At 72.0% G+C, this 22,355-nt stretch carries 25 protein-coding genes; 21 read left to right on the top strand and 4 right to left on the bottom strand.

What is annotated here, in order from left to right:
* Positions 1-9 precede the first annotated feature (9 nt).
* The 3 genes from Q8R60_14865 to Q8R60_14875 form a co-directional block, all read right to left on the bottom strand.
* On the bottom strand, positions 10-267 hold the full coding sequence (locus Q8R60_14865; GenBank protein MDP3713754.1) for a LysR family transcriptional regulator: 258 nt from the start codon (positions 265-267) through the stop codon (positions 10-12).
* Positions 268-332: 65 nt separating this feature from the next.
* Positions 333-686 (bottom strand): hypothetical protein, encoded by a 354-nt coding sequence (locus tag Q8R60_14870; protein ID MDP3713755.1) that lies wholly within the window; start codon positions 684-686, stop codon positions 333-335.
* Between the two features lie 88 nt (positions 687-774).
* Positions 775-1,398, bottom strand: a complete 624-nt coding sequence (locus tag Q8R60_14875; GenBank protein MDP3713756.1) for a hypothetical protein — start codon at positions 1,396-1,398, stop codon at positions 775-777.
* A gap of 489 nt (positions 1,399-1,887) precedes the next feature.
* Between Q8R60_14875 and Q8R60_14880 the strand changes: the two genes are divergently transcribed.
* The gene (locus tag Q8R60_14880) at positions 1,888-2,379 is read left to right on the top strand and encodes a hypothetical protein (protein MDP3713757.1); all 492 of its coding nucleotides are present in this window, start codon (positions 1,888-1,890) and stop codon (positions 2,377-2,379) included.
* 106 nt (positions 2,380-2,485) lie between these two features.
* Here Q8R60_14880 and Q8R60_14885 read toward each other — a convergent pair whose 3' ends face one another.
* Positions 2,486-2,692: a hypothetical protein gene (locus Q8R60_14885; GenBank protein MDP3713758.1), complete on the bottom strand. Its 207-nt coding sequence runs from the start codon at positions 2,690-2,692 to the stop codon at positions 2,486-2,488.
* A 106-nt stretch (positions 2,693-2,798) separates the two neighbouring features.
* Between Q8R60_14885 and Q8R60_14890 the strand changes: the two genes are divergently transcribed.
* The 20 genes from Q8R60_14890 to Q8R60_14985 all read left to right on the top strand — a co-directional run bounded on the left by Q8R60_14890 (position 2,799) and on the right by Q8R60_14985 (position 22,353).
* A complete protein-coding gene (locus Q8R60_14890) occupies positions 2,799-3,251 on the top strand; it encodes a hypothetical protein (protein ID MDP3713759.1) in 453 nt (150 codons plus the stop codon).
* 58 nt (positions 3,252-3,309) lie between these two features.
* The gene (locus Q8R60_14895; GenBank protein MDP3713760.1) at positions 3,310-4,020 is read left to right on the top strand and encodes an SAF domain-containing protein; all 711 of its coding nucleotides are present in this window, start codon (positions 3,310-3,312) and stop codon (positions 4,018-4,020) included.
* On the top strand, positions 4,017-4,892 hold the full coding sequence (locus Q8R60_14900) for a hypothetical protein (GenBank protein MDP3713761.1): 876 nt from the start codon (positions 4,017-4,019) through the stop codon (positions 4,890-4,892). The genes Q8R60_14895 and Q8R60_14900 overlap by 4 nt, the downstream gene beginning before the upstream one ends.
* On the top strand, positions 4,889-6,349 hold the full coding sequence (locus Q8R60_14905; protein MDP3713762.1) for an ATPase, T2SS/T4P/T4SS family: 1,461 nt from the start codon (positions 4,889-4,891) through the stop codon (positions 6,347-6,349). Before Q8R60_14900 ends, Q8R60_14905 begins: the two co-directional genes overlap by 4 nt.
* Positions 6,346-7,212: a type II secretion system F family protein gene (locus Q8R60_14910; GenBank protein ID MDP3713763.1), complete on the top strand. Its 867-nt coding sequence runs from the start codon at positions 6,346-6,348 to the stop codon at positions 7,210-7,212. Before Q8R60_14905 ends, Q8R60_14910 begins: the two co-directional genes overlap by 4 nt.
* Positions 7,209-8,150, top strand: a complete 942-nt coding sequence (locus tag Q8R60_14915) for a hypothetical protein (GenBank protein MDP3713764.1) — start codon at positions 7,209-7,211, stop codon at positions 8,148-8,150. The genes Q8R60_14910 and Q8R60_14915 overlap by 4 nt, the downstream gene beginning before the upstream one ends.
* 76 nt (positions 8,151-8,226) lie before the next feature.
* The gene (locus Q8R60_14920; protein MDP3713765.1) at positions 8,227-8,511 is read left to right on the top strand and encodes a hypothetical protein; all 285 of its coding nucleotides are present in this window, start codon (positions 8,227-8,229) and stop codon (positions 8,509-8,511) included.
* A 50-nt stretch (positions 8,512-8,561) separates the two neighbouring features.
* Positions 8,562-8,975, top strand: a complete 414-nt coding sequence (locus tag Q8R60_14925) for a TadE/TadG family type IV pilus assembly protein (GenBank protein ID MDP3713766.1) — start codon at positions 8,562-8,564, stop codon at positions 8,973-8,975.
* A gap of 62 nt (positions 8,976-9,037) precedes the next feature.
* A complete protein-coding gene (locus tag Q8R60_14930; GenBank protein ID MDP3713767.1) occupies positions 9,038-9,463 on the top strand; it encodes a TadE/TadG family type IV pilus assembly protein in 426 nt (141 codons plus the stop codon).
* 65 nt (positions 9,464-9,528) lie between these two features.
* Entirely contained in the window at positions 9,529-9,939 is a 411-nt protein-coding gene (locus tag Q8R60_14935) for a pilus assembly protein TadG-related protein (protein MDP3713768.1), read from the top strand.
* 356 nt (positions 9,940-10,295) lie between these two features.
* Positions 10,296-13,109: a LysM domain-containing protein gene (locus Q8R60_14940; protein ID MDP3713769.1), complete on the top strand. Its 2,814-nt coding sequence runs from the start codon at positions 10,296-10,298 to the stop codon at positions 13,107-13,109.
* Between the two features lie 191 nt (positions 13,110-13,300).
* A complete protein-coding gene (locus Q8R60_14945; GenBank protein ID MDP3713770.1) occupies positions 13,301-13,630 on the top strand; it encodes a DUF6112 family protein in 330 nt (109 codons plus the stop codon).
* Position 13,631: 1 nt separating this feature from the next.
* Positions 13,632-14,732: a hypothetical protein gene (locus Q8R60_14950; protein ID MDP3713771.1), complete on the top strand. Its 1,101-nt coding sequence runs from the start codon at positions 13,632-13,634 to the stop codon at positions 14,730-14,732.
* Between the two features lie 59 nt (positions 14,733-14,791).
* Entirely contained in the window at positions 14,792-16,252 is a 1,461-nt protein-coding gene (locus tag Q8R60_14955; protein MDP3713772.1) for a hypothetical protein, read from the top strand.
* The gene (locus tag Q8R60_14960) at positions 16,249-17,430 is read left to right on the top strand and encodes an ArdC-like ssDNA-binding domain-containing protein (protein MDP3713773.1); all 1,182 of its coding nucleotides are present in this window, start codon (positions 16,249-16,251) and stop codon (positions 17,428-17,430) included. Before Q8R60_14955 ends, Q8R60_14960 begins: the two co-directional genes overlap by 4 nt.
* A gap of 80 nt (positions 17,431-17,510) precedes the next feature.
* Positions 17,511-18,905 (top strand): hypothetical protein, encoded by a 1,395-nt coding sequence (locus Q8R60_14965; protein MDP3713774.1) that lies wholly within the window; start codon positions 17,511-17,513, stop codon positions 18,903-18,905.
* Positions 18,902-19,876, top strand: a complete 975-nt coding sequence (locus Q8R60_14970; GenBank protein ID MDP3713775.1) for a bifunctional lytic transglycosylase/C40 family peptidase — start codon at positions 18,902-18,904, stop codon at positions 19,874-19,876. Before Q8R60_14965 ends, Q8R60_14970 begins: the two co-directional genes overlap by 4 nt.
* Positions 19,873-21,663: a TraM recognition domain-containing protein gene (locus Q8R60_14975; GenBank protein MDP3713776.1), complete on the top strand. Its 1,791-nt coding sequence runs from the start codon at positions 19,873-19,875 to the stop codon at positions 21,661-21,663. The genes Q8R60_14970 and Q8R60_14975 overlap by 4 nt, the downstream gene beginning before the upstream one ends.
* Positions 21,660-22,148, top strand: coding sequence for a hypothetical protein (locus Q8R60_14980; protein ID MDP3713777.1), 489 nt, complete (start codon positions 21,660-21,662; stop codon positions 22,146-22,148). Before Q8R60_14975 ends, Q8R60_14980 begins: the two co-directional genes overlap by 4 nt.
* Position 22,149: 1 nt before the next feature.
* Positions 22,150-22,353 carry a helix-turn-helix domain-containing protein gene (locus tag Q8R60_14985; GenBank protein MDP3713778.1) on the top strand — a complete coding sequence of 68 codons (204 nt, stop codon included), beginning with the start codon at positions 22,150-22,152 and terminating at the stop codon, positions 22,351-22,353.
* The last annotated feature ends 2 nt before the right edge of the window (positions 22,354-22,355 follow it).

Genomic DNA, 22,355 nt, shown 5'->3' on the forward strand with positions numbered 1-22,355 from the left:
CGCGCAGAGCTACATGTCGGCGACGGCCTTGAACATCGCGTCGACCGCGTCCACGACGTCCTGCGCCGGACTGAGCATCGCCCGGCCCGCAGCAGTGAGCTCGAGACCGCGCGGTCGGCGCCGGAACAGAGGGACGCCGAGTATCTCCTCGAGCGCGGCGAGTTCACGGCTGACCGCGGACTGGGATCTGCCGAGCCGCGTGGCGGCGCCCGTAGCGGTTCCCTCCTCTGCGGCGACGAGGAACGTGCGGAACTGCTCGGTGTTCATGCGCGCAGTGTTGCGACGGGTGCTCGCCAGGTCTACGACCGATGCAGCATCCGCATAAGGCACGGTCAGTACGTCAGGCTGTGTGCGTTGAGCAGCCAGTGGCGCAGCGCCGGCTCGTTGTGCGGGCTCGGCACCTTGTCGTCGCCCGGGTCGGCGCCAACCTCGCTGACGTAGCTGTGCAGCGTCGCGGGGCCGTCGACACCGGGGCCGACGATGAGGTGCTGTGAGTTGATCAGCCAGCCGTCGTTGAGGGCGAGCTGTTCGAGGACGTCTTCGATCCGAGCTCGTACCGCGGTCTCGAGGTCCTCGTGGTGGCCGAGATGCCGCCATGCGACCGGGCGTCCACCGCCTCGGACGGTGGTCAGGGCGAGCAGGTGGTACGGCCCACGAGGAGGTGCGCCGCTTGTTGGTGTGGTCATCGTTCCTCCCGGAGCGCCGTCTTGGTCGGGCGACGGTGGGGGGCTGAGATCGGCAGTGGTGCCGCGGCGAGGCAGGTTGTGGATGTCGTCATCTGGCCGGCCCAGTGCCTGGCAGGCCCGGCGCGGGGGGCTCGAGGCCCTTCCCGTCCGGCTGGGGGAGGCCTGGCTGACGGCCGTCGAGTCGGCGGTATCGGCGGTTGATGGGTTCGTCGACGGCGCGCAGCCGCGCCTGTCGCTCTTGCTCGAGGACCCGGGCGAACGGCACGGCGCGACCGGGGAACACTCGGGTTGCAACCGCCGCAGCCTGGGTCCAGGCGCGGATGTGGGTCTCCAGCGCGGTCATGTCGTAGGCCCGTACCTGCAGCGGCCCGACCGTGATGGCCAGGGCATGACCGACGCGGTCGACGTGCCAGGGCTGCCGGCCTTCGAAGATTATCGACCCGGCGGGATAGGCCGCCCCGGATCCGACTGGTGGCGCCGGTCGCCGGATGTCGCGCAACGTGGGCTGCCACTCGGCGGCCGACAGCTGGGCGGCGGCCCAGGCGCGGGCGGCGCTCATGGCGCTCGCCCCATCGATGCAGTGCACGACCACCGTGCCGGCACGGACCTTCAGATGCGGGCGCCCTGAGCCGCCGGCAGGCGCGACCGTCACCGCGGTGTCGTCGTGGCCGTGCGCGTCGATGCTGAGGCTGAGATCCCATGAGTCGCTCATGGTCGGCACGGTCGACATCGACCGCTCCACGATCGTGACCAACCGCTCCACGGCCACGCCGCTGCCTTCAGCGGCCGGTCCAGCGGGGCGCCGCACATGAGGTGGAGCGGTCGGGTCTGGCGGACGGCTCCCGACCCTTCGCGGCCGCAACGGACCAGCACGATCCGCGCCTGGGAGTTATCCACAGATCCGTCAGCGCCGTGCTGAAGGTGGGATCCCGACGCTTTGCTTGGAGCGTTTGGTCACGTTTTTGGAGCGGTTGAAGCCCAGCCTCGTGGTCGTGCGCACGTGGAGCGGAGGGAGGGCGAGTTGACACGAACCCGACATGTACGGAAAGACTGCGATCTTCCTCGCTCCGACGGACCGGCGGGAGGCGTGATGAGCGCTTCTTCCCAGACGCCGCTGGCGAGGCGCCTTCAGGCGCCGACGCCGTGCGGCCATCCGTCCCGCTCACGGCGCACAAGCGTTCTTGTCGGATCCGCTCTGGCAGTGCTGCTGTCGGGTTGTGCCGGTGAGGCGACGAGTGCCCCGACGCCGAGCTCGACCGCCGCTCCATCGGCAACCTCAACGCCAACTCCAGCCGACGAGACGGCGGAGCTGCTCGTTCAGTACCGCGAGTTCTGGGCGAGCCTGACCCCAGTCAGCAAGATGCCGGCCGCGGATCGGCGATCAGTTCTGGCCGAACTCGCGGTCGATCCGGCGCTGAAGTCGATCTTGTTCGGGATGACCCAGGCCGACGGCAAGGGTCAGGTGTTCTATGGCGCCGCCATCCCGCGGCCGCTTGCACGAGTGAACCCGGACGGAACGACGGCCCTAGTTCGAGACTGTCAGGACGGTCGTCAAGCCGGTCTAGCCAAACGCGATACGGGAGAGCGGCTTACCAAAGGTGTCGCGCGCAACCACGTGAGCGTCACGATGAAGAAGCAGCCGGGAGGCCTGTGGAAGGTCTTCTTCATCGACTACGCGAAGTCGCCATGCTGACCGGGCGCGTGGCGGTCGCCTGTCTGATCTGCCTCGCGCCCCTCGCCGTGCCTCGGGTTGCTTGGGCTGATGATCCCGTCACAGTCGAGGGAGACATGTTCGGCGGCTACATCGACACCTCGGTGACCGCCCCGGGATCGGCCGGCGGACCGCCGTCGCCAGGCAACGGCGCGGCCGCGTCGGACAACGACGGTCCGAGGTGCACGTGGACCGAGGAGTCTCCGTACGCCCAGTCGCTCTGGGAGTGGCTCGGGGCCGGCGAACCCGGCGGCACCTGGTACGACGTGAGGTGCTCCGACGGCTCGACCTTCATCGGGGTCTACGTCCCGCCCGCCAGCGACGCCGTTCCCCCGGACGCGCGCCTCGCAGGCTCTCTCGCAAGGAACGCGATCAGCCGTCTACAGCTGCCGGCACCGGCCGTGGGCCAAAGCCCCGCCGGCCAAGCGCTGGTGAACCTGCCGACGTGGTGGTGGGTGGAGACCGGCTCGTGGCGGGTGCTGCGGCAGCGGACGCAGGCTGGGCCGGTGTGGGCGGAGGTGACGGCGACGCCGGTGTCGACGTCGTGGGATCCGGGGGACGGCTCGGCTCCACTGGTGTGCGCAGGGCCAGGCACGCCGTATGACCGGTCGCGTCCGGAGGGAGTGCAGTCGACGGACTGCTCCTACACCTACCGGCGCAGCAGCGCCGGGCAGCCGCAGACGGGGCCGGACGTCAACGACCGGTTCTTCACCGTCACGGTCACCACCGTGTGGGAGGTCACCTGGCGCGGCAGCGGCGGGTCGGGCGGCACCCTGCCGCGGCTGTCCCGCACGAGCTCGTTCCCCCTGGCGGTGGCGCAGCGGCAGACGGTCGTGACCGGCGGCAGCGGCTGACCCGCAGAACACAGAAGCAAGGCGTTGCCCAGTACGCGACCAGAGCGGAGCCCGCGAGATGACGACCACCCAGATCCCCACCCCCGCCTCGGGCGGCTGGGTACCGCAAGGCCTCGCGGGGCCGCTGCCACCACCGACCGCTGCATCCCTGGATGGTGGCCGGCTGCCGCGGGTGCGGCGGCAGCGCCGACCAGCTCTGGCTGCCGGCGGTGTGCTGCTGGTGCTGGTGTGCGCGACGGCCAGTGCAGGCGTCGTCCTCGCCGGTCAGGACACCACCCGGGTGATCGCGCTGGCTCGTGACGTGCAGGCCGGGCAGGTCCTCACACTCGAGGACCTGCGGGTCGCTGAGCTCGACGGCAGCGGGCTGACCGCACTGTCGGCTGACGGGCTCAGTGCCCTGGTCGGGCAGACCGCGACCGCGAGTCTGCCGGCGGGCACGCTGCTGAACAGCCGCATGCTGAGCGCCGCGCCGCTGCCCGCCGCGGGACTGCAGCTCGTCGCGGTCGCGGTCAAACCGGGAGGCGTACCGGCGGAGGCGGTCCCTGGGCGCGACGTGATGCTGCTGCGCGTCGTCACCACCGCCGACCCGACGCGTACCGCCGAGCCCGCTGTCCTGGTCGCGAAGGCCAGAGTGGTGTCGGTGGCTACCGAGAGCGCCAATGGGCTGGTGGTCCTGTCCGTGCAGGTCCCGCAGGCCGCAGCGCCGCCGGTGGCGCAGGCCAGTGCGGCGGGCGCGGTCGCTGTGACCCTGCTGCCGGTGACCCCGTGAACCTCGGCGACGGCGCATCCTCTGTGGGTACCCCGGTGGCGCTGGTCAGTGCGAAGGGCGCACCGGGCGTCACGGCGAGCGCTCTGCTGCTGACCGTTTTGCTGCCCGGCACGGTTCTGGTCGAGGCGGACCCTGCCGGCGGGGACCTGCGCTGCGCCCTGACCGACCCGGTCACTGCGCCGCTCAGGGCGGACCTGGGTCTGGTGTCGTTGCTCGCCGCGCACCGCACCGCGAGTGGACCGGCCGACCGCGGCCTGCTTGCGCACGCCCAGGCGCTGCCCGGCGGACTTCCGCTGCTGGTGGGCCCCGGATCGCCGGCGCAGGCCGACGCGCTGACACCGTCCTGGCCGCAGCTCGCCGCGACGGTCCGTGCCCACCCGGGCCTGGTGCTGCTCGATCTCGGGCGGTTGCCGCATTCCGCGTCGTGGCAGCTCGTCGACGCGTCCGTCATGACGATCGTCGTCACCCGTCCCGACGTCCCCGCGGTCGCGCACACACGGGACTTGCTCGCAGGGCTGCGTACCCGGCGGGCACGGGTGGGTCTGCTGGTGATCGGATCCGAACGCGAGCAGCACGAGGTGACAGCCGCGGTCACTGGTCCGGGCGTAAGCGTGGGCAGCGGGGTCGGTGCTGGCTCCGCTCCGTTGTGGGTCGGGAGGCTGCCGCACGACCCCGAGGCCGCCGGGCAGCTGCTGGCCGGGCACTGGGGCCGACGGCTGGACCGAAGCCCGCTGCTCGCGGCCGGCCGTCGGGTCGCCCGGGACCTGCACGACACCCTGCTCGCGGCCCGGACCGTCACCCCCGGCAGCATCGCCACCCTGCCGTATCCGGCGGAGCCGGCCGAGGCGTGGGGCGCGGAGGTCCGGTCATGACCGTGCTCGACCCGCACCCGACCGTCGCGCCCGCCGATCCGAGCGCGTCGACCTCGGCAGCCACCACCACAACTCTTCCCGCAGCGGACCTGGGGACGGCGGCGCCCGACTACGTGCTGGTGCAGCAGCTCCGCGCCACCGTCGCGACGGGACTGCGAGACGCCCGCCGCGCGCACGCCGAAGCCGGCCGGCCGGACCTCGACAGCGACGACGAGCGGCAGCTCGCGCGCAGCCTGATCAGCCGGGCCGTGCAGGAACACCGCCGCGCCCAGCTGCTCCACGGCCACGCCGCGGTTTCCTCGAGCGAGGATGACGCGCTGCTCACCGGCGCGGTTGAGGCGGCTCTGTTCGGGCTCGGGCGTCTCGAGCCGATCCTAGCCGACCCGAGCTGCGTGCACGTCGAGATCAACGGTTGCGACCGGGTCTGGCTCTACCGCGACGATGGCCGCATCGACGCGGGACCGGCCGTGGCGGACTCCGACGCCGAACTCGTCGAGTGGGTCCGCACCGCCGCGACCTACTCCGGTCTGGCCAGCCGCCCGTTCGACACCGCGAACCCGTGGCTCGAGCTGCGGCTGCCCGACGGCAGCCGGCTGTGCGCACTGATGAGCGTCGTCGAGCGACCGGTGGTGAGCATCCGGCTGTTCCGCTCGCAGCGCGTCACCCTCGACACCCTCGCCGCCCGCGGCAGCTTCGACGCGCGGCTGCACGCGTTCCTGCACGCGGCCGTGCGGGCTCGGCTCAACATCGTGGTGTCGGGGGAGACCTTCAGCGGCAAGACGACCCTGCTCCGTGCGCTGGGTAACGCGATCAGCTACGAGGAGCGGATCGTGACCTGCGAGCACTTCCTCGAGCTCGGCTTCGACCGTCACCCCGACCTGCACCGCGACGTCGTGGCGATGGAGGAACGCCTCCCCAACGCCGAGGGAATCGGCGCGATCACGCTGCACGAGCTCGTCGAGCACTCCCGCCGCCTCAATCCCGACCGGCTCATCGTCGGGGAGGTCATCGGCGGCGAGATCGTCGCGATGCTCGACGCGATGACCCAGGGCGAGGACGGGTCGCTCAGCACCATCCACGCCCGGGACAGCCGCGGCGTCTTCGACCGCATCAGCACCTACGCCCTGACCTCAGCCCATCGGATGCCGGTCGAGGCCAGCGGCATGCTGTTGGCCGGCGCGCTGGACCTCGTCGTGCACATGAGCAAGACCCGCCTGCCTGACGGGCGGGTGTTCCGGCACGTCAGCAGCGTCCGGGAGGTCCTCGGCTTCGACGGCCGGCAGGTGCTCAGCAGCGAGGTCTTCGCCACCCCATCTGGCGCGCACGCCGCGGTCCCCGCCGCACCGTTGAGCCCACCTCGCAGCGCCCGGCTCCGCGACGCCGGTTACGACGAACCTGCCTGGGCGGGCGACAGCCAACCCGCAGCGCAACCGACTGCGGTGTGGGGGCGGTCATGAGCGACCCGAACGTGCTGCTGGCCTGGCTGCTCGGCGCCGGCGCAGGCCTGGGCCTGCTCATGCTGACCATCGGCCTTCGCGGTACCGACCCCGCGGCGCCTGCCGCCACCCGCCGGTTCCGCGTGACCCGGACGCAGCTGCGGCGGCTCGCGACCGCAGCCGGCACCGCGGTGCTGGTCCTGCTGGTGACCCGGTGGATCGCCGCCGCCGCCGGCACCGCGGTGCTTGTCCTGTACTGGGACACCGTCTTCGGCGGGACCCGCCGCGCCCGCCTGGCGACGGCCCGGCTGGAGGCGCTCGCGACCTGGACGGAAAGCCTGCGCGACCTCGTCGCCACCGGCATCGCGTTGCCCGAGGCGCTGCCCGCGAGCGTCAGCAGCAGCAGCCCCCTGCTGCGACCCCAACTGCTGCGGCTGCAGGAACGGATTAACGCCCGGGAACCCCTCGAAGGTGCCCTGCGAGCACTTGGGGACGACCTCGCCGACGGCGGCGCGGACCTCGTCGTCGCCGCGCTGCTGCTCAACACCCGCGCCCAGGGCCGCGCGCTCGAGGCAGTGTTGAGCGCCCTCGCCTCCAGCCTGCGGGAGGAACTCCGCGTCCGCCGCACCATCGAGGCCGAGCGGCGCAGCACCCGACGCGCCGTTCAGATCGTCGTAGCCGTGACGCTGCTGACCGCCCTCGGGCTGTGCCTGGGCAACCCCGTCTACGTTGAGCCTTACCGGACCGCCGCCGGGCAGCTGATGCTCGCGCTGGTCACCGCCGTCTTTGGAGTCGGTTTCGCCTGGCTCGCCCGGCTGTCCGCCCTGCCTGCCACGCCCCGCCTGCTACCCGCCGGCAGTGACCGAGCGGGGGTTCGACGATGACGCTCGCGCTGCTGCTGGGCGCCGGGTTCGGCCTGGGCCTGTGCCTGCTTGTCGCCGGTCTGCGGCCCGCACCGGTGACGCTGGCAAGTGCACTGCAGCGTCTTGACCAGCCGCCCGCCCCGTCGCTTCGGTCGATCGGAGCAACAGCGCCGGACGACCAGGATCTGACGGGCCGCCTGCGTTGGTGGCTCGGGCGGCGCACCGCCGCTCACCTCGGCGACCGTTCGGGCTCCCGTGGCGACGGGCGGCTCGCGGGGCTGTCCGGTGACGTCTCCGCTGACCTCGCCGTCACCGGCATGCCCGCTGAACTGCACTCCGGCGCCAAGGCACTGTCCGGCCTGACCGGCCTGCTCTTGCCGGTGATGGCCTGGACGCTGCTGCGGCTCGCCGGGCTCGGGCTGCCACTGCTCGTGCCGCTGTGGCTGGCCATGACCGGCGCGGTCGTCGGCTACCTCCTGCCCGACCTGCGCCTGCGCCGGCAGGCCAGCGAGGCACGCCGCGCGTTCCGCGCCAGCGTCGGCGCGTACCTCGACCTCGTGGCGATGCGGATGGCCTCAGGCAGCGGCCTCGCCGAGGCGCTGCACGACGCCGCGAGCATCGGTACCGGCCCCGCCTTCGCCCGTATCCGCGGAGCGCTCGCCGATGCCCGCACGGACGGCCTCACCCCCGCCCAAGCCCTCGGGCGCCTCGGGCAGCAGCTGCAGCTACCCGACCTCGTCGACGTCAGCACCCGCCTTCGCCTCGTCGACACCAGCGGCGCGCAAGCCCAAGCCTCGCTACGGGCACAGGCAGCGAGCCTGCGCGATCGCGAACTCGCCGACGCACAAGGCCGCGCCAACGAACAGAGCCAGTCAATGCTCGTCGCCCAAGTCGTCCTCGGCTTCGGCTTCGTGCTGTTCCTGGGCTACCCCGCCGTTGCCCGCGTTCTCGCTACCTGACCGCCACGCCCGCACAGCACCGCACCGCACCGCACCGATAGGCCAGCCCGGGAGTCACCCAGACAAGGAGCACACGATGAGCCAGATCATGACCCGTAGCACCGCCGCGGCACACACCGCAGGAGCAGGGCTGCTGCGCATGTTCCCCGAGATCGCCGTCGGGCTACTGCTCTTCGACGCCGTCCGCGCCAGTCACACCCGACGGCTCGCCGGCGACGACCCGGAGCGCGGCGACGCCATCCAATGGGTCATCGTCACCGCGCTGGGCGCCGCCATCGCGGTCACCGTCGGCGCGATCATCTTCAACAAGCTCGAAGGCAAGGCCAACGACATCGACGTCACCACCCCCAGCGCCCGCTGACCCGACACCACGTCATGACCAGCCACCGGACGCGGCCCCTGAGCCGACACGTGCGCGGGGATGAGGGGAGCAGCGCCCTCGAGCTCGTGCTGCTCACCCCCGCGCTCATCGCGCTGGTCTTCACCCTCGTCCAGACCGCGCTGGTCTGGAACGCCCAGCACACGGTGGGAGCTGCCGCCCAGCAAGGCGCGCGCCTGGCCCGCACCGCCACCGCCAGCCTCCCGTTCATCCCCACCACGGCCGCAGCCGCGTCGCCCGAGACCGACGAGCAGATCCGCATCGCGACCATCCGCTACCTGCAGCAGACCGGCGGACAGGCACTGCACGACCCCACGGTCACGATCCACCGCGACGGCCAGTACGTCACCGTGACCGTCACCGGCACCACCATCGGTGTCCTGCCGGGCACCACCGCCCGGGTCAGCGGCAGCAGCCGCACCCCCGTTGAAGGCTTCCGGCCTTGACTCGCACGCAGCGTCCAGCGCAGCGTCACCCGCGGCCGGCGCGGCGTCCAACGCGCGGGCGGGTGCGCGACGACCGCGGGACCCTCACCGTCGAGCTCGTCCTGATCACGCCGCTGCTGTTCGCGCTGCTGGCGTTCCTGGTCGGGCTCGGTCGGACCGCCGACGCCCGCGGTCGTCTCGTCGGTGCGGTCCGCGACGCCGCCCGCGCCGCCAGCCTCGCCCCGACCCCCACCGCCGCAAGCCGAGCCGCGCAGGACACCGCCCTGGCGAACCTGCAGGGCGCCGAGCTGGAGTGCCGCGACCCGCAGGTCACCACCGACACCAGCACCTTCCAGCCAGGCGGCACCGTGCACGTCACGATCCGCTGCGCCCTGGACCTGTCCCAGCTCGTCGTATCCGGCCTGCCCGGCCGCACCACGCTCACCGCCGACGCCACCGCACCCCTGGACACCTACAGCAGCCAGATCAGCCCACAGGCCGCGCCGTGAGACCAACCGGCCCGGCCCCCAGCGCCCGCTCGCTGACCGCGAGCGGAGATGACGGTGCGGCCGCAGTGATCGTGCTCCTTCTGACTCCCGCGCTGTTCGCGCTCGGCGGCCTCGTCCTCGACGGCGGCACCCACCTCGCCGCCCGGCAGCACGCCGCCGGTCTCGCGGAGCAGGCCGCCCGCGCCGGCGCCGACACCCTCGACACCTCCACCCTGCGCGGTAGCGGCAGCAGCAGCCTCGACCCGACCCGGGCCACCACCGCGGCCTGCCGCTACGTCCAGACCGTCGAACCCGACGCCACCTGCACCGCCACCATCCGCGACACCCCCACCGGACAGGAAGTCGAGGTCCGCGTCCGACGCCGCACCCCAACGGTCCTGCTCGGCCTGATCGGCGTGAACACGCTGCGCACCGACGCGTTCGGCACCGCGCAGCCGGTCACCGGCATCCGCACACGCAACCCGGAGGCTCCATGACCGCCCGCCACATCCAGCAGCCCAACCCGGTCGTCCTCCTGCTGGCCCGACGACTCGCGGCCCTACTCGCGCTGTCCGCGACCATCGTCCTGCCACCGGCCGTGCTCCTGCTCGCCGCCGGCAGCCCCTTCGACCCACCAGCCGCCCTGCGTAGCCGCGACATCCTCACCAACCCGGTCGACGACCGGACGCTGCTGTGGCTCATCGCGACCCTCGCGTGGCTCGTCTACGTCCACCTGCTCGCCAGCCTGTGCGTCGAGCTGCTCCGGCAGACCCGCGGCCTGAACTGGCAGGTCCCCTGCTCGGGGCTGTTGTTCGGTGCCAACACAGCCCTCGCCGGACACCTCATCGCCGGCGTGCTGCTGACCAGTCAACCCGGCGCGCTGTCCACACCCGCGCCGGCGATGCTGCACGCCGCCCTCACCACTCCGGTCCTCACCGCACCCGCCACCTCCAGCGCGTTCACCGACCCCATGACCGACCCCGCACTGGCACCGGCTTCCACACCGGCTAGTGCCGCTACACCGGGCGGCGCGACGGAGCTGCCGGAGTGCCGCGTCCTGCCACCGGACGGCCGCGACCACGACACCCTCTGGGACATCGCCGAGCGTCACCTCGGCGACGGGCTGCGCTGGCGGGAGATCTACGCCCTCAACGACAACCGCCTCATGCCCGACGGCCGGCGCCTCACCAAAGCCAGCCTCATCCATCCCGGCTGGATCCTGCGCCTCCCCGCCGACGCACTCAGACTCGACATCGACCGCGTCCCCAACCAGCCGACCGGCGAAGCTTCGGCAGGAGAGACCAGAGCCTCCGCCACGGAGATGACGCCCTCGACGGCGCCGCACGAGCCGACAGCTCACAGCCGAGGCAGCGGCTCCAGCGATGCGGATGCCGCCGAGGTTCCGGTGGCGTCCGTGCCCGTCGCGCCGGCTCGATCCGAACATCCTCTCATCAGTGATCAGCCGCGCGCAGCGGACGACTTGCCCGGCCGAAGCGTTGGGAACGCGATCGAGCAGCCGCATGACGCAAGTCCAGAGCATGCGGAGGAACAGGCGCCCGATCAACCAGACGGTGAACCCGGCGATGAGGAGTCCGACAGCGCCACCGCCGCCGGGCTTGGTGCCCTCGCGCTCGCCTCCCTGGGATTGCTCGGAGCACTCACCCGTCGCCGCAAGGTCGCTGCCCGCCGGCGACCCGTCGGCGCCCGCAGCCAACGCCCCAGCCCCGAGCTGCTCGAGGAAGAGCAGCGCATCCGCTACCAGGCCCGCCTCGCCGAGACCACCGCCGCAACCGTCCGCCTCGCCCTGCTGCTCGCCGACAGGCACAGCGCCCGCACCGAACTCAAAGCACTCTGGCAGCACTCAGACGGCAGCCTCGAGCTGTGCTGGACCGAACCGAGCGCCGCTCCGGCCGTCGCGCCCTTCCACAGCACGGACCACGGCTGGCTGCTGCCCGCGAGCGCCCACCCGCTGCTCTACGCCACCCGCCGGCACCCGAGTTCGAACCCCTCAGGCACTGACGGTGAGGCGCAGGACACCTTCGACCCAGTGCCGCTGCTGATGCCCGTCGGCCACCGTGGTGGCAGCGCCCTACTGGTCAACCTCGAGCTGTACGGCGCCGTCACCCTCACCAGCACCGACCCCGACAGCACCGTGCCCCTCGAAGCCCTGACGGCGTGGCTGCGTGCGCTGGCCAGTGCCCCCTGGTCCCTCAGCGTCCACACCCATGTTCCGACAGCTCTCGGCGACATCGCCACGGGGCTCGAACGCATCACCGTCACCGACACCATCGCCCCACCTGTGGCGCTCACCGAGGCTGAAGCGGCGCAAGTCGCCACCCTCGGCAGCCTTGCCGCGGCCCGCCGCGCGAACCCGGACCTGCACGCCGAAGACCTCACGGTCTACGCCGGCTACGACACCAACAGCATCCCCAACGACGTCCTTGACGGCGCCAGCCGCCGACAGCTCCCAGTCATGCTGGTCCTGCTCAACGCCCCAGACGCCGCGGCTGCCGAGGCGCCGCTCTGGACCTTCGAACAGTCGCTGCTCACCATCCCCGGCCTCGCGACCGGCATCACGCCGATCCGTACCGACCGCGCGACACACGAGCGGATCCTGCGTCTCCTCGAGCACGCCCAGGACCCGCCACTCGCCGACCCCCACGACCCGCAACTCGCCCACCTCCACCGCCAATGCCCACCCGACCGGTCCGCTCTCGCCGAGCACGGGACTGCATCCGTCATAGACCTGAACGGCCAGGACACGCCCGCGACCATCGCGGACGACGACAACGACGGCGAGGACGACGACGCACAGAAGGACAGGGCAGCGGCACTCGTCGCTGACCTGCCGCCGGGAGCCGCACAGGAGTCAGGCCCGGACGCGTCACCAGCGAAGACGGGCCCGAAGTCAGCCGCCATACCCGAGCGCACAAGCACTGGACCGATCGAGATTGGCGTCCTCGGCCCCGCAACGCTCAGCGGACTGGATATGGATCCGCCCCGCAGCATCACCCTCGACCTGCTCATCTACTACGCCTTCCACCGCCGGCCGATCTCCTCCCGGGAACTGTGGACCGGCCTGTTCCCCGACAAGCCCTACCAGGACACCACCCTGCGCGGTCGCAGAAGTGAACTCCGCAGGCTCGTCCACCCCCTGCTCCACAAGGTCGGGCAGAAGCACTACCTCGACGACCTCGCCAGTACCGACTGGCAACGGTTCCAGGCCCTCGCCGACGGCAACCCCGACCAGCAACTCGCCGCCCTCAAGCTCGTCCGCGGCCGGCCCTTCGACAACTGCCAACACGATTGGATGCACCTCGAAGGACAGATCACCGAGATCGAAGCCGCCATCGCCGACCTCGCCATCGAGGTCGCCAAGCGCGCACTTGCGCGCAGCGACTACGCAACCGCCCGCGCCGCGGCCCATGCAGGGCTGCTTGGAGTCCCTCACGAAGAGCGCCTCTACCGGCTCGGCATGCAAGCCGCGGCGGCGGCCGGGGCCACCAGCGAAGTGCAGCAGCTACGCCGTCAGCTCAACGTCGTCATCCTCGACGAGCTCGACCCCGACGACGAGATGCAACCCGCCACCGTCGAACTGCTCAAGCACCTGGCCGACGAGGAGCGCCGCGAACAGCTGAGCCAGCGGCGACGTAATCCCGGCGCATAGACAACGCGTCAACCGTCAGACTGGAGCCAGGTGCAACGGAGTAGCACCAGCGCCGCACCGGTCTAGTGAGCCCCCTCCAGCGCTCCGGCGCCGCGCACGGACCGCTCCGGCGGTGGTGCTGGAGCGATTGGTCACGGTTCTGGAGCGCCTCCTCGGGACGTTCGCCTCCCATCACGTCACGGGAGGTCGTCATGCTCCACCACACCCTGCTCACCGCCGCCTACTCGCGCCTGGCTGTGCCGGCCCCGCCGACGGTGGCGGTGGATCCCAACAGCAAGCTGCCCGGCACCGCCCAGCTGAGCAACCTGGTCGGCGGTCTGATGACCTGGGTCCTGCTCGCCTGCGTCCTGGCGATCCTGGGTGGGGCCGCCGCGTGGGGGTTCGGCGCGCGCAGCGGCCACTTCGGTGCCAGCCAGCAGGGCCGCCTCATGGTGCTCGGCGGAGTAGCCGGCGCGATGATCACTGGCGCCGCTGCTGCGCTGGTGAACTTCGGGTTCGGCCTCGGCGCGACGGTCCGCTGACATGCCTGCCACCGCCCCGGCGCTGCCCGGGATCCCCGGCGTCGACCTCGTCGGCTCGCTCACCGAGGCGATCCAGCGGCTGATCTCACAGGCCATCCACGGGTTCGCCTCCTCAATGTTCGCCCGACTTTCCGAGGCGCTGCTGGACACCACCGCGGTACCGCTCGGGCCGAGTTTCGACGCACCTTGGCGGGCGATGCTCGCCGTCGCGGCGTTGTTTGCCCTGCCGATCCTGCTCGCGGGTGTGACCACTGAGGTCCTCGCCGGACGGCCTGCGCAGGCGTTACGGCGAGGCGTCCTGCTGCCGCTGCTGATCGGTCCCGTGCTACTGGCGTCGCGGGCCGTCCTCGGCCTGCTCGTGGCTCTGGTTCAGGGTGCCTGCGGCCTGATGGTCGAGATCGGGATCGGTGGGGAAGGTGGCTTCGCCGAAGGCCTCGACCGGATGCGGCAGGCGCTAGGGGTCGCCGTCGGTCCCGCGGACCCGCTCGGCGTCACCTCGAGCCTGGTCGTGGTGCTGTTCGGTGGCCTGCTCGCGTTCATCATCTGGGTTGAGCTGGCGCTGCGCGCCGCGATGCTTCTGCTGCTCGCCGCGTTCGTCCCGCTGGCCTTGTCCGGGCTGTTCTGGTCGGCCACGGCGCGGTGGACCCGGCGGCTGCTCGAGAGCCTCGCCGCGGTGCTCCTCGCCCCGCTCGTCATCACGATGGTCATGGTCCTGGCCGCGGCCACCCTCACTGCGCCGGTCGACGGGGTCGCGCAGGGGGTCAACCACGCGGCGGTCGCGCTGGCCCTTCTGTTCCTCGGGACTCTCGGGCTGCCGATGACCTTCCGGCTAGTGCCGCTCGTGGTCGAGGCCGCTGTCGTGGCCGGCGCGGGCGCGACGGTCGCCAGCCGCGCCCGACGGGGAGCTACGCGTCTCGCCGCCGCGGCACCGACAGGCGGCGCGGGCACGGCGGCGCGGTTGGCCGCGGCGCGCCCGGCTGGTCCGGCAACACGATCCGGCCTCGGCACCGCTGCACAGCCTCTGGCCGCAGCGGCTGGCGCGTCCGCCGGCTCCTCCGCTGGCGCGGCGGCAGCTCCTGTCGCGGGCGGAGGGGTTCGATGAGCAGTCGCAGCGGCCACCCGGGCTCGACCCAGGCGTCGCGGCCGACCGTCGCCTACCAGGTGGCCTCACCTGCCGGCACGGTCTGGCTCGGACTCGGTGCCGCCCAGCTCGCCGCGCTCGCCATCACGCTCGCGTTCACCGTGGGGCTCATGCTCACCGGAGCTCCGCTGCCGGTCACGCTGTTCGTCGCATGCTCCGGGGCTGCTCTGAGCGCTTGGCCGGTGTGCGGACGAACCTGCCTGCAGTGGATTCCGCTGATGTCGCTCCACACGGGCGCCCGGGTGATTGGCGCCCTGAGGTGGTACTTGCCCGCCGGCGACCTTCGCGGCACCACAACGCTGTCGGCAGGCTCGGCTGGGTCGGCCGTCGCGGAACCCGATGTGATGAGCCGGCTGTGGCGTCCCATGACGTTGGGGCTCGGGGAGTCGCCGCTCCTGCTCGGCAGCAGCGCCGGCGGTGCGGCTGCGCTCATCGACCCCCGTCGGCACACCGTCACCGTGGTGCTGGCCACGACACCCACCGGCCGCTTCGGCCTGCTCGACGCCGCGGGACAGGACGCCTCGCTGCAACTGTGGGGCAGCGCCCTGGGCACACTGCTGCACCTGCCCGACGTAGCGCACCTGCAATGGCTCACCCACGCCAGCCCCGACCGCCACCTCCCGGCGACTGGCTCCAGCGATCTGCTGCAGCAGGACCAGGCAGAGCTGCTCGGTCAGGCGCGCGCTCAGGCACGTCGGCACACCACGCTGCTCAGCGTCACCGCCACTATCGCCGGCAGCGGCTCGCGCAGTCACCGACGAGCAGGTCACCGCACCCCAGATGATGCCGCGGCGCAATCCGCACAACTGCTGGCGCAGCAGGTGGCCGCGGCGCTGCTGGCCGCCGACATCCTCAGCTACCCCCTCCCACCGGAGGAGCTCGCCACGACGCTGCGGCACCTGCTCGACCCCACCCTGCCCCAAGCGGACACAGAGCCGGACCGGGCCGCGGGAACGCTGGCGGTGTCAACGCGCAGCACCTGGACCCACTGCGTCACCGACGACGTGCTGCACCGCGCGTTCGCCCTCACCGGCTGGCCACGCACCAGCCTGCGCGCGGACTGGCTCGCCGGTCTGCTGCACCAGCCACCAGCAGAGGAAACCTCCCGGACGCTGACCGTGCAGGCCCGACCGGTCGGGCAGGCCCAGGCGACGCGACGTGCCCGGGCCGGCACGGCCAAGGCACGACTGGATGCCGCCGACCGGCAGCGTCTCGGCTTCGCCCCCAGCGTCGCCGCCGCGCTGGACGAGAGCGGCTCCGAGCAGACCGAAGCCGAACTGGTCGCCGGCTACCGGATGGCTGATGTCACCGCACTGCTCACCCTGCACGCCCCGACACTGGCTCTGCTGGACAGTGCGAGCGGACAGCTCCGCACCACCGCGCTCACACACCGCCTCGAACTGCGTCCGCTGCACGGACAACACCAGCACGCGTTGACGGCCACGCTTCCACTGGGCGCGCCGCACGGAGGCCGGGCATGAGCCCCCGTCCCGCGGCGTCAGAGCCTGCGGGTCAGGAGCAGCAGGCACGGCTCGAGGCCCTGCACGCGCGACTGCTTGACGCCGTCGCGCAGTTGACCAGCGCCGACGGATGGCAGCAGATGCTGCGGACCGCAGCGGCTCTCCCGACCTACAGCCCGCACAACATCCTGCTCATCACCACACAGCGGCCTGACGCGACCGCGGTCGCCGGCTTCAACACCTGGAAGCAGGTCGGGCGCGCGGTGCGCAAGGGCGAGAAGGGCATTGCGATCCTCGCGCCCGTCTTGCGCCGCAGCAGTCAGAGTGCCCTTGAGCGGGGCACACCGGCAGACAGTCCCGCAGCCCCATCGCCGGACGGCACACCTAGCCAGGCCCCAGACGGCGGCGAGGCTGGATCGGTGGCGCGGCGGCTGTCGGGCTTCCGGATCGTGCACGTCTTCGACATCAGCCAGACCGACGGACCCGACCTGCCCGCACCGCCCGAAGCCGTGCGGCTCGAAGGCGACGCACCAACCGGACTGATCGACGGGCTGTCCGAGCAAATCATCGGCGAGGGCTACCAGCTCATCCGCCACCACTTCGACGTCCCTCACCCCGGGCTCGAGCGCGCCAACGGCGTCACCGACTACTTCGCCAAGACCGTGCTGATCCGTCCCGGCCTGTCAGACGCCCAGGCATCCAAGACCCTGGCCCACGAGCTGGGGCACGTGCTGCTGCACGCACCCGGTTCACGCCCCGCAGGGCTGACCCGTGAGCAGGCCGAGGTCGAAGCGGAGTCCGTCGCCTACGTCGTCACCAGCGCCCACGGCCTGGACAGCAGCAGCTACACCGTCCCGTACGTCGCCGGGTGGGCCGGAACCGACCCGGCTCTCGTAGCCCGCTCCGCCGAACGGGTCCTGACCACCGCCAGAACCGTCCTGACCCGCACGCCACCGCCGCCGTCCGACCTCGTCACTCCTGAGCTCCGCGAGCGGCTACTCACCCGCACCCGCGAACCGGCGCCACCTGGCGAGCGTGCTCGGCACCGCGACGCCGTAGCGGCGCTGGCGGAGCGGTCACCGCTGCTCAGCCACCGGCAGCTCACGGCACCCGAACTCCCTGGTGCTCCCCACCTGCCGGGTGCCTCTGGACCGCTGGGAACCAACGGTGGCCGCGGCGCTCAGGAGGGGCTGTGGTGACGCGGCCCCGCACGCCCACGGTCGGTTCCTCGCTCAGAGCGGCACTCTCTGCACGCCGAGGTGGCAGCCTCACGCCGCGGGTGTCGGTGACGACTCGGCACAGCTGCAGCCTCTACCCCTGGCAGGTCGGTAGCCCGCTGCCGGCCGAGGGGCCGCTGATCGGGTTGGACCTGCTCGCCGGCGGCACGGTCTTCCACTACGACCCGTGGGTTCTCTATGGACGGCGGCTGTTGACCAGCCCGAACATGGTGGTACTCGGGCAGCTCGGCAAAGGCAAGAGCAGCTTGGTCAAGACCCACCTGCACCGGCAACTCCTCGCCGGGCGGCAAGCCTTCGTGCTCGACCCGAAGGGCGAGTACGCCGGCTTGGCGGCGCTGCACCAGATGCCCAGGCTGCGGCTGGGACCCGGCAGCCCGGACCGCCTCAACCCCCTCGACCCGCACCCGCAGGACAACGCTGCCGACGTTGCCCGTCGGCGCACCACCACCTGCACGGCACTCGCGGCGACTGGCCTCGGCCGTGACCTCACCCCCGAGGAGCGTGCCGCGCTCGCCGCCACCTGCGCGCGGCTGACCCCGACGGCGCTGCTCGCCGATGTCGTCGACGCCCTCCTGCAGCCGGACCGGGCGACGGCCAGCGAGTTGCACTGCGACGCCGCAGGCCTGGCCGGCCGGATCCGACCGCTGGCGCTCGAACTGCGCCGCATCCTGCACGGCGACCTCGCCGGGATGCTCGACGCCCCGACCACCTGCCGCCTTGACCCGCACGGCCCCGGCCTGGTCCTCGACCTATCCGCGGTGTTCACCACCCCGGCACTGCCCACGGTGATGGTCGCCGCCGGCGCCTGGCTGTCGCGAGCGCTCACTCCCACGACTGGCACGACGCCGACGTCCGCTGCGACGTCACCGTCAACTGCGGCGGGGGACGGGGAGCGTCGGCGGCTGCTGCTCGTCGACGAAGCCTGGTCGCTGCTGCACCTGCCCGCCACCACCGCCTGGCTGCAGGCCCTGAGCAAGCTCGCCCGAGCACACGGCGTGCAGCTCATCACCGTCCTGCACCGGCCCAGCGACCTGACCGGACAGGCCGACCACGGCACAGCGACACAGGCCCGCGCCGCGGGGCTGCTCGCCGACGCCGAAACCCGCGTCCTGTACGCGCAGACCCCCGGCGAACGGACGGCGCTGGCCGAGCTTCTCGATCTGACCGCTGTCGAGCTTGACCTCGTCACTGCTCTCCCACCCCACCGGGCGCTGTGGCACGTCGGCCCCTACCGCGCCGTCATCGAGCACCTCCTGAGCACGGTGGAGGCCGAGCAGCTCATCGACACCGACCAGCACATGAACGCCCTCACCCACGGCAGCGCCTCCTCGGCATCGAGCGGCGATACCCGCCCGGCCGAGCCCGTCGTCCGCACCGCCAAGACTTCAGTTCCCCGCTGCCCCGCCGCGGCGTCCGCCGAGGCGGTGACGGCGTGACCAAGCCTCGCCAGAGCCTCGGTTGGTACCTCCTACTCGCTGCCGGCACGGCGCTGCTCGCGCCCGTCGCCGCTATCGGGGCGGTATCGGTCGGCTTCGCCTCGCTCCCGGCGTCCGCGGCAGCCAGCGCGCATGCCGCCTCGGACATCCCCCCGTCGTTGCTCGTGCTCTACCGGCAGAGTGCGCTGCGCTGCCCCGGCCTGCCCTGGCCGGTCCTCGCCGGCATTGGGAAGGTCGAGTCCAACCACAACCGCCCGCCGAGGCAGATCAGCGCCGTCGGCGCGCAGGGGCCAATGCAGTTCATGCCCGCCACCTGGGCCGCCGACGGCACCGACGGCAACGGTGACCACCGGGCCGACCCGTTCGACCCTGCCGATGCGGTCCCCGCCGCAGCCGACTACCTCTGCGCGCACAACGCTGCGCGCGACGTCGGCACGGCGGTCGCGTCCTACTTCTGCGGCGGCCTCACCGACTGCCAGCAACGCGCCCAGCAGCCCGGCGGCTACGCCGACAGGGTGTTGACCTTGGCCCGCCGCTACACCGACCAGAGCCTCACCGGCGCAGCTGCCGGACCAGCGGCGACGATCGCGGTGCAGGTCGCGCTCGTCCAGGTCGGGACGCCCTACGTGTGGGGCGGAGAGACCCCTGGCATCGGGTTCGACTGCAGCGGTCTGGTCCAGCACTCCTATGCCGCGGCCGGCATCACACTGCCCCGCACCGCGCAGACCCAGTACAACGCCGGCCCCCACCTGCCACTCGGCGCAGAACCGCAAGCCGGGGATCTCGTGTTCTTCGGGACCAGCACCGCGCACGTCACGCACGTCGGCATAGCTCTTGGTCACGGCCGCATGGTCGACGCCCCTCGTACTGGGGCCTTGGTCCGCGTTGAACCCATCCGCGGCTTCGGCCGCTACCTCGGCGCCACCCGACCCGCCGCCCGCCCGGACTTCATAACGGGGACCAGCTCATGAGCGCCTCCACTGCCCACAGCTGGACGGCGGGGGAGCGGCTCGTCGCGCTCATGGCTGGTGCGGCCAGCCTGCTGCTGCTGACGGCGACCCTCACCACTGGACTCGCCAGCACCATGGCGGGACATGGCTGGCACGCCCCCTCCCACGCGGACGCGCCGGCAGTCATCCGCCAGTGGCCCCGGCACGCCCTCCACCCTCGGGAGGCCTACCCGGCCGAGCTGCAGCCGCTGCTGCCCGGGCCCGTGCTGATGTGGACTGCGCTGAGCCTCACCCTCGCGCTGCTCGCCGGCCTCGGCATCGCCGGCTGGCGACTCAGCCGACCGTTGCGCACCGGCCTCGCAGGGGGAGCGAACGACCCGGCGACGTCGTCGAAGGGACTCGCCTCGCACCGGGACCTGCGCCAGCACCTGTCCGACTCCGCCGTCCGTGGTCGCGCGGCCCAGGTCAGACCGTCCCTCGCCGGAACCGGCCGGTACCCGACGCGCGCGCTCGGTCTCGCGCTCGGCAGCGACCTCTCCACCGGCATGCAGCTGTGGGGGAGCGTCGAGGACAGCTACCTCGTCCTGGGACCACCCCGATCCGGCAAAGGCGTCCACCTCGTCATCCCCCACACCCTCGACGCCTCCGGTCCCGTCCTCGTCACCAGCACCCGACCGGACACCTTCCACGCCACCCACACCGCGCGGAGCCAGCAGGGGCCAGTCCTGACCTTCGACCCGCAACAGCTCGCCCCCGACGCGCCGCGGCTGCGCTGGTCACCTACCCGCGGATGCGAGGACCCCCTCATCGCGATCAACCGCGCCCGGGCACTGTCAGCCGGCACCGGCCTGAACCAGGCCGACAGCGGCGGCGATTACTGGCAGCAAATGATCTGCGCCGTTCTGCGCAGCTACCTGCACGCAGCCGCGCTCACCGGCCGCTCCGTCCGCGAGATCCTGGCCTGGGCCAGTCGACCCACCGACCCCACACCCATCCGGATCCTCAAGACCGAGACCGGCGCCGCACCTGGCTGGGCCGAGGAACTCGCCGCGCAATCGGCCGCAGACCCTCGCCAGCGCGACGGAGTCTGGTCCGGGATCCGCCGAGCCGTCGACAGCCTCGCCGACCCCCGCGTCCTCGACACCTGCAGTCCCACACGCGACGACGCCTTCGACCCCAGCAGCTTCCTTCGCAACCACGGAACCCTCTATCTGCTGGGCACCACCGGCGCGCAACTGTCCGTCGCACCGCTGATCACGGCGCTGCTCGAGGACCTGCTCGACACCGCCCGCACCCTCGCCGCCGGCGCTTCCCACGGGCGACTCGACCCACCGCTGCTGCTGCTCCTCGACGAGGCAGCCAACATCGCCCCCATCCCCACCCTGCCGAACCTGCTCGCAGACGGCGGCGGCACCGGCATCACCACCGTCGTCGTCCTGCAGTCCCTCGCTCAGGCCCGGTCACGCTGGGGAACCTCTGGCGCCGACGCCATGTGGGACGCGGCCACCACCAAGGTCGTCCTCGGTGGGCTCGCCCACGCCGATGACCTGCAACGCATCAGCCGTCTTGCCGGCGAGATCGACCTGCCGCACCTCACCCGCAACCACGGCAGCGGCGGCGCGGGCCACAGCCTCACCACCCGCCGGCTCCCAGCGCTGCCCCTCGAGCGCATCCGGTGCCTCCCCGCCGGGCAGGCGCTGGTGCTCGCCCGCCGCTGCCCGCCAGCGCAAGTCCGCCTGACCCCCTGGTGGCAGCACCCCAGCCAGAGCAAGAACGCGATCAGAGCCGGAAGGAGAAGCTCGGCATGAGCCTGTCGCTCGAAGACGAGATCCTGCTCTTACGCGCGCAGGTCGACTATCTGCTCGAACAGGTCGCCGACCGTCCCGACCTCACTGAGCGGCCGGTCAACTGGGCGGTGCTCGGCCAATACGCGGCCGCCGAGCAGTGGCAGTTGTTGTCCGACTGGACTGACTGGCTTCGCGACCGCTATCAGCTGCACGAGACGCTCCCCGCCTGCTGGTTCGCCCACGGCGCGATGGTGGAGGAGCTCACCGCCTTGCGGTCAGCCTGGACCGGGGCCTTCCTGTCGCCGACCGCTTCCCCCGCGGAGCCAGCGCTGTGGCACGACCTGCTCGATCGGGTGCGGCACCGACTCCGGGCGTGGGACCGCAACGGCTGCGCAGACGGCACCCACCGGCCCGACCTGCAGGTCCCCGCCGACACCGACCCCGACCTTAGGGACAGCACCATCCAGCACGACCTCGACCAGCGCAGCGACGAAGGAGATGAGTGAGATGACCGCAGTCACGACCGAGGTTCACGCCCCGGAGGTCCGGGCCGTGCTGTACGTCGAAGAGGCCGCAACCCTTCTCGGCATCAGCAGGTCACACCTGCTCAAGGAGATCAAGCGCGGGCACATCCCGCACAAGAGGATGGGGCGCCGCCTGGTCTTCAGCCGCGATCGACTCCTCGAGTGGCTGGCCAGCGACGACGCATGAAG

Source organism: Mycobacteriales bacterium (genome assembly GCA_030697205.1).
In the GTDB taxonomy this organism is placed as follows: domain Bacteria; phylum Actinomycetota; class Actinomycetes; order Mycobacteriales; family SCTD01; genus JAUYQP01.

Coding starts and splice junctions, on each gene's coding strand:
- Q8R60_14865 (MDP3713754.1), bottom strand. CDS start 267: ATGAACACCGAGCAGTTCCGCACGTTCCTCGTCGCCGCAGAGGAGGGA.
- Q8R60_14870 (MDP3713755.1), bottom strand. CDS start 686: ATGACCACACCAACAAGCGGCGCACCTCCTCGTGGGCCGTACCACCTG.
- Q8R60_14875 (MDP3713756.1), bottom strand. CDS start 1,398: ATGAGCGACTCATGGGATCTCAGCCTCAGCATCGACGCGCACGGCCAC.
- Q8R60_14885 (MDP3713758.1), bottom strand. CDS start 2,692: ATGAAGGTCGAGCCGTCGGAGCACCTCACGTCGTACCAGGTGCCGCCG.
- Q8R60_14895 (MDP3713760.1), top strand. CDS start 3,310: ATGACGACCACCCAGATCCCCACCCCCGCCTCGGGCGGCTGGGTACCG.
- Q8R60_14905 (MDP3713762.1), top strand. CDS start 4,889: ATGACCGTGCTCGACCCGCACCCGACCGTCGCGCCCGCCGATCCGAGC.
- Q8R60_14910 (MDP3713763.1), top strand. CDS start 6,346: ATGAGCGACCCGAACGTGCTGCTGGCCTGGCTGCTCGGCGCCGGCGCA.
- Q8R60_14915 (MDP3713764.1), top strand. CDS start 7,209: ATGACGCTCGCGCTGCTGCTGGGCGCCGGGTTCGGCCTGGGCCTGTGC.
- Q8R60_14920 (MDP3713765.1), top strand. CDS start 8,227: ATGAGCCAGATCATGACCCGTAGCACCGCCGCGGCACACACCGCAGGA.
- Q8R60_14945 (MDP3713770.1), top strand. CDS start 13,301: ATGCTCCACCACACCCTGCTCACCGCCGCCTACTCGCGCCTGGCTGTG.
- Q8R60_14950 (MDP3713771.1), top strand. CDS start 13,632: ATGCCTGCCACCGCCCCGGCGCTGCCCGGGATCCCCGGCGTCGACCTC.
- Q8R60_14960 (MDP3713773.1), top strand. CDS start 16,249: ATGAGCCCCCGTCCCGCGGCGTCAGAGCCTGCGGGTCAGGAGCAGCAG.
- Q8R60_14975 (MDP3713776.1), top strand. CDS start 19,873: ATGAGCGCCTCCACTGCCCACAGCTGGACGGCGGGGGAGCGGCTCGTC.
- Q8R60_14980 (MDP3713777.1), top strand. CDS start 21,660: ATGAGCCTGTCGCTCGAAGACGAGATCCTGCTCTTACGCGCGCAGGTC.
- Q8R60_14985 (MDP3713778.1), top strand. CDS start 22,150: ATGACCGCAGTCACGACCGAGGTTCACGCCCCGGAGGTCCGGGCCGTG.